The organism is Candidatus Aegiribacteria sp., from assembly GCA_021108005.1.
Classification (GTDB): domain Bacteria; phylum Fermentibacterota; class Fermentibacteria; order Fermentibacterales; family JCC-6; genus Aegiribacteria.
Genome location: JAIORS010000050.1, coordinates 1 through 5,489 on the forward strand (window position 1 = coordinate 1; position 5,489 = coordinate 5,489).

General features: G+C 44.8%; 6 protein-coding genes. 4 read left to right on the forward strand and 2 right to left on the reverse strand.

Annotated features, from left to right (window positions below):
- Positions 1-59: 59 nt before the first annotated feature.
- The gene (locus tag K8S15_03190) at positions 60-941 is read right to left on the reverse strand and encodes a site-specific integrase (GenBank protein ID MCD4775038.1); all 882 of its coding nucleotides are present in this window, start codon (positions 939-941) and stop codon (positions 60-62) included.
- Between the two features lie 205 nt (positions 942-1,146).
- Between K8S15_03190 and K8S15_03195 the strand changes: the two genes are divergently transcribed.
- From K8S15_03195 to K8S15_03205, 3 genes are all read left to right on the forward strand, one after another.
- A complete protein-coding gene (locus K8S15_03195) occupies positions 1,147-1,899 on the forward strand; it encodes a class I SAM-dependent methyltransferase (protein ID MCD4775039.1) in 753 nt (250 codons plus the stop codon).
- 450 nt (positions 1,900-2,349) lie between these two features.
- Complete coding sequence (locus tag K8S15_03200) at positions 2,350-2,667, forward strand: hypothetical protein (GenBank protein ID MCD4775040.1); 318 nt, start codon at positions 2,350-2,352, stop codon at positions 2,665-2,667.
- Entirely contained in the window at positions 2,657-3,211 is a 555-nt protein-coding gene (locus K8S15_03205) for an HDIG domain-containing protein (protein ID MCD4775041.1), read from the forward strand. Before K8S15_03200 ends, K8S15_03205 begins: the two co-directional genes overlap by 11 nt.
- 129 nt (positions 3,212-3,340) lie before the next feature.
- On the opposite strand, the gene K8S15_03210 is transcribed toward K8S15_03205, so the two are convergent.
- Entirely contained in the window at positions 3,341-4,708 is a 1,368-nt protein-coding gene (locus K8S15_03210) for a tetratricopeptide repeat protein (protein MCD4775042.1), read from the reverse strand.
- Positions 4,709-5,065: 357 nt separating this feature from the next.
- On the opposite strand from K8S15_03210, the gene K8S15_03215 reads away from it, so the two are divergent.
- A partial coding sequence (locus tag K8S15_03215; GenBank protein MCD4775043.1) for a hypothetical protein occupies positions 5,066-5,489 on the forward strand: 424 nt, incomplete at its 3' end.

Here is a 5,489-nt window from a genome sequence, read left to right on the forward strand (position 1 = left end):
GAGATATTCATCCCTGTACCGGCGGAAGATATCCGCCATCTCTATCATGATTCGTCAGATCAGGGAAGTTCATTCATGATCTCATCCAGATGTTGCCTGGCTTTGTCACGGGCCACCCCCGTAAGATGTGTGTAGATCGAAGTGGTCGCGGGGCTGTTGTGTCCCAGATTTACCTGGATTTGTCGCAGGTTAACACCACTCTCAAGAAGGTGGGTTGCATAGCTGTGACGTAGCGAATGAACCTGTGCCTTTTTGCGGATACCGCTGACAACAAGGGCTTCTTTGAAAGCCATCTGTACAACTGCTATTGAAAAGGGCTCATTGATTGGATCAGGACGGTTGTAGTTACCGTGACAACCTCGGCCAACCCTGGGAAACAACCATTCTTGGTTTCGATGGATCAGCCAGAATTCCCGAAGAAGTTTGAGAGTTCGCTTAGGCAATGGCACATAGCGATCTTTGCCACCCTTGCCGTTGCGCACATGAACAACCATCCGGGCACTGTCTATATCACAAATCTGCAATCTGGTACCCTCACCAACACGCAATCCCAGAGAGTAGATTGTCTCAAGACACACCCTGTAACGAAAGAATCTCACATTCTGCATAATGGTGATAACTTCTCCGCGAGAGAGGACTACCGGTAACTTCTTCTCCCGCGCAGGGCGCACCAGTCCGAGTATTGACCAGTCACGCTTCAGCGTCTGTTCCCAGAAAAACTTGATGCCGCAGATCGCGATTGTACAGGTGGCACGAGCCCACTTCTTCTCATTCTTCACGTAGAGAAAGTATGAGCGTATCTCTTCTTCATTTATCTTATCTGGTGATTTGCCAAAGTGTTCTGACAACTGGCGAACCGTACGGACATACGCTTCCTGGGTACTCTTGTTCATTCCGGCGAGTTGAAGGTCATCGATCATCCGTTCTCTTAACGATGTCATAGCATCCTCCCTGATTACAGGAACGCTTGGTTACGTCCCTTACAGGAAGTATGTTTATTAACCTTAGTTTGTTATATGATTTGGAATTCTGCGCTGCGACGCAGCGCTTAGTTCAACAAACAAATACAGCAGAACTGCGGCCTTGCATTTACAGTCTGCTGATTTGAGGCGTTAGCCGAGTCAATCCGGACAAAGGAGAGTATGCATGCAGGCTTATGGGCGTATTTTCTCAATTGTCTACAATCAGAGGTGGTCTGGGTTCAGTAGACAGATCGCCCCGAAAATTCTTGATTTCTATTCCAGGACACATATAGGAAAGGTCAGCAAATCTGTTCTTGACTTGGGATGCGGAACTGGCCAATTGGCGTTACACTTCCTTGAGAACGAATACAAGGTTGTTGGTATTGATAGGTCGGAATATATGCTTCGCTATGCGAATGAAAATACTCAGGAGTATGTAAACTCTGGTCAAGCAAGGTTCATATTGGGAGACATTACTAACTTTCAACTGAATGAAAAGTTCGGTCTTGTTGTTTCAACTTACGATACGTTGAATCACCTTTCTGACGAAAAGGAACTCATTAGATGCATCAACTGCATATCCGCCGTATGTGAGGGTTGTTTCATATTCGATCTTAACACTCGAGTCGGTCTAACTCGATGGAACAGCATCCATATCGATGATAGTGATGAAATGCTAGTGATAACCCGAGGAATCTATGATGGTCATGGTGATAGAGCCTGGACAATGATTTCCGGATTTGTAAAGCAAGAGGATGGAACTTATCAACGTTTTGACGAAACTGCCTTCAACACTGTTTATGACCTGGAGAAGGTGAAAAAGATAATTATACAATCCGGCTGGCCGAACGTGTATTTCGCTCGAGCTCAGGATCTGGCAATCCCGATAGAAGAACCTGAGAAAGAGGGGCGTGTGTTCGTTGTTGCTTACAAGTAATTATGCTGGCTAACGATCGAATCGAGTCGACTGTACATGCCTTTTGCAATGGAAGTGTAGCGGCTCATTCGAAGCGTTAGCACATAGCTGAAGGAGTTGACAATTAGTATCAATATTGATACTATTCTTTATGACAAAGATAGATGATCTGATTCGGAAAATGAAGGAGAACCCGAAAAATGTGCGTTTCCCCACCTTATCCAAAGTATGCAAATTCTACTTTGGCGAACCGAGACAATCCGGATCAAGTCATCAGGTTTATAAAACTCCCTGGCAGGGAGATCCTAGAGTCAATATTCAGAATAGGAAAGGCAAAGCCAAACCTTATCAGGTTAGTAAGCACAAGACTAGCAAAATAGAGTGCTAACAGAATCAACCAGACGCAGTGAGCCTGATTTCTGGACAGATTTCTATCTGTGCTGGTTATTCTGAGCGTTCGAATCAGGAAATATATTCCATCCCGAAAGGGGTTCCTGCGTCATACCTGCGGGTAACAGCGGGCTTGCAACGGGAGGCAGCAGGGACATTCTTACGGGAATAATATCATCACTCATGGCTCAGGGAATGGACCCTTTCGACGCGGCTGCGCTTGGTGTATATGTACATGGACTGGCTGCTGATATAGCAACAGAATATTCTTCCCGGAGAAGCCTTGTCCCATCGGATTTGGCTTCCTTCCCGGGAAACGCTTTTCGTGTAATTGAAAAAGGCGGGAACAGTGATCTTCTGACTTCCGGAGGTAGATGGGACAGTGAATATGATAAATAGAGAAAAGGCCCTTGAGTTGCTTGAACAGAACCTCAGCAACAGGAATCTGATTCGGCACTGCCTGGCTGCAGAAGCGGTTATGCGCACACTCGCGGAAGACAGGGGGGAGGATACAGAATTATGGGGCATTACCGGGCTGCTGCATGACCTCGATTATGAACTGACGGAGAATGATCACGCTCAACACGCGCTGGTCACCGCAGGGATGCTTGAAGGGCAGCTGCCCGAAGAAGCAATACAGGCTATTAAATCACATAATTACGACAATAACGGTGTCGAGAGGTCTTCGGATTTCGATTATCTTCTCGCTGCAGGAGAGTCAATAACCGGCCTGATAGTGGCCGTTGCCCTTGTGTACCCCGATAAAAAGATCCAACCGGTAAAACTCAAATCCGTTCTCAAAAGAATGAACATGACTGCCTTTGCCAGGTCAGTTCCCAGAGAAACTATCAGAGATTGTTCAAAGGCAGGATACGAACTGGACGAGTTTGTCCGCCTTTCCCTTGAAGCGATGAAGGAGATAGCTTCGGATATAGGTCTTTAGAAGAGTTCCCGCCCCTTCCGGAATGCCTCAAGGTTTACTTCAAGTGCCTTCGGGGGTACTCTTGTTGCTGCATGCCTGAATCAAAGACCCGATCTGTATGGGGCAGCTCTACCGTCGATGGGAGTTATTTCATTCTTCAATTTCGGGATAAAGCTTTTTCACGCACTCCGGGCACAGGCCGTGACTGAAATGAACTTCCGAATGCTCGGAAAAGTACGACTCGATCTGTTTCCAGTAACCATGGTCGTCTCTGATCTTCTTGCAGGAAGCACAGATCGGAAGAAGTCCGCTCAAGGTCTTCACCTCATTCAATGCCTGTTTCAGTTCCCTGTTGGCCCCGGCAAGCTCCCTGTTCTTCTTTCTGGTTATCTCTGCTTCTTTCAGTCTGCTTTCAACGTTATATCTGATTTCCAATTCCATTATTCTTTTTTTACTGTTCTCATTGAATATTTCTTTTTCCAGGATTCTGAACTGTCTGAAATAGTCAAGAGCTTTTTCCAGGTCGGACATCTTTTCATAAGTGGACGACAACAGTTCGAGGGTTTCACCAAGAACGTACTTTGAATCGATCTTCCTGGTGATTTCTTCGGATTCTTTCATATACTCGATAGCTTTATCGAATTCCTTCATGGATACATACGTAACACCTATGCTGAGCAGGATATCAGCTTCGGTATTTCTATCGTCCGTATCTCTGGTAGTTTTCAGTGCTTTGAAGAAATACTCCAGCGCTTCATCATATTTGCTGATATCTCTAAGAGCTATTCCAATATTCAATCTTGAATGTGATATTCCTTTTCTATCATCCAGTTTTTTTCTCATTCGAAGAGATGCGCGGTGGTATTTCAAGGCTTCAGTACAGTTCTTAAGTTCCTGGTGGATGGCTCCCATATTATTGAGTGTATTGGAATGGTTGATATTCTCGTTGACACTTCTTTCTTCCGAACTGAGATTGCTGTAATATTCTAGAGCCTTGCTGCAATACTCCAGAGCCTTGTCGTTTTTCTCCAATTCAGTGTATAGAATACATATATTGTTATTGATGTCCGCAACACCGCTCGGATCATTCAGTTCTTCAAGCAGCCTTAGTGCGTCAAGATTGTATTCAAGAGCATCGTCGTAGCATGCGAGCCTCCAATAGGTAACACCTATTTCATTAAGTGAATGAGCTTCTTCGTCCCTATCATTTATTCTCCGGGAAAGATCAAGGTGTCTAAAACCGAATTCCAATGCTTCCCGATATCTGCCGGTGTTCTGGAATGACCAGCAGATATTCCCCAGAAACCTGGATTCAATATCCCTGTCAGGAAAGCTATTCAGAAGATTAAAAGCCTCTTCGCAGTATTCAACAGCTTTGGATGGATTCAATGATCGAAGGATTCGCGTAAGTTCGCATAAGATACTGATTCGTTCTTTTCCCGCAGCCTTTGCCAGTGTTCTTTCAAGTTCTTCAAGGGTTACTTTTTTTTCAATATTGCAATCAGGTTGTTCCCCCATTGTTTTCCAATCCTGCTAACACTATACCAGGTTACTCACCTTCACCAACTCAATTCTGAAGAACATCTCATAGTTCTCCATCAAGCCATTACTGGTTTACCTTAAACAATAATATTGTGGACAATCCTGCTCTCTCAAAGCCCGGCGTGAATACTTAAAGTTCTTTTCATTCATCCAGCATTTGCTCCGGGTTACCAAATACATTGTCAGATCAGAACTTGCCCAAAGGTTAATAAGCCTCTTCGAATCGAGGAGAATATTCGATATCGGAACATGGATAGTTGCAGGCTGTGAAAATTGAATCGAATCAACTATATCTCAATATTGTTGTTTGTTTCAAGTACCGGAAGGATAAACATGCTAAATCTTGTTCCCCGTCTGATTTTACTGAATTTCTCCGATGGTAATCTTTCAGGGACTGTTTCCGGAAGTGTATTGATATTCGATGTATCAGGTTTCGCGTCCATGGCCGAAGCTCTTTCAAGAGAGGGAAACAGAGGAGCTGAAGCGCTCTCAAACAGGCTGAACAGCATTTATACCAGAGGAATCCTCTCAATGATCAGGGGAAGCGGCGGTTTTGTATCCGGATTCAGCGGAGATTCATTTGCTGTAATTCTTCCGGGAATCGAGATCGAAAAGGCGGTAATTTTTGGAGAAGAAATGCTGGATCGACTGGCTCTGGCATCAGCATCCTCACCTGCCGGATTTGTATTCAAGGCTGGAGCTTCTGATGGAACAATAGACTGGGGAATAATCGGAAGAGAAAAAAAAGGATGGTTCT

Excerpts from the sequence above, each read along its gene's own strand:
- K8S15_03195 (MCD4775039.1), top strand. The coding sequence starts at position 1,147 with ATGCAGGCTTATGGGCGTATTTTCTCAATTGTCTACAATCAGAGGTGG.
- K8S15_03205 (MCD4775041.1), top strand. The coding sequence starts at position 2,657 with ATGATAAATAGAGAAAAGGCCCTTGAGTTGCTTGAACAGAACCTCAGC.
- K8S15_03210 (MCD4775042.1), bottom strand. The coding sequence starts at position 4,708 with ATGGGGGAACAACCTGATTGCAATATTGAAAAAAAAGTAACCCTTGAA.
- K8S15_03190 (MCD4775038.1), bottom strand. The coding sequence starts at position 941 with ATGACATCGTTAAGAGAACGGATGATCGATGACCTTCAACTCGCCGGA.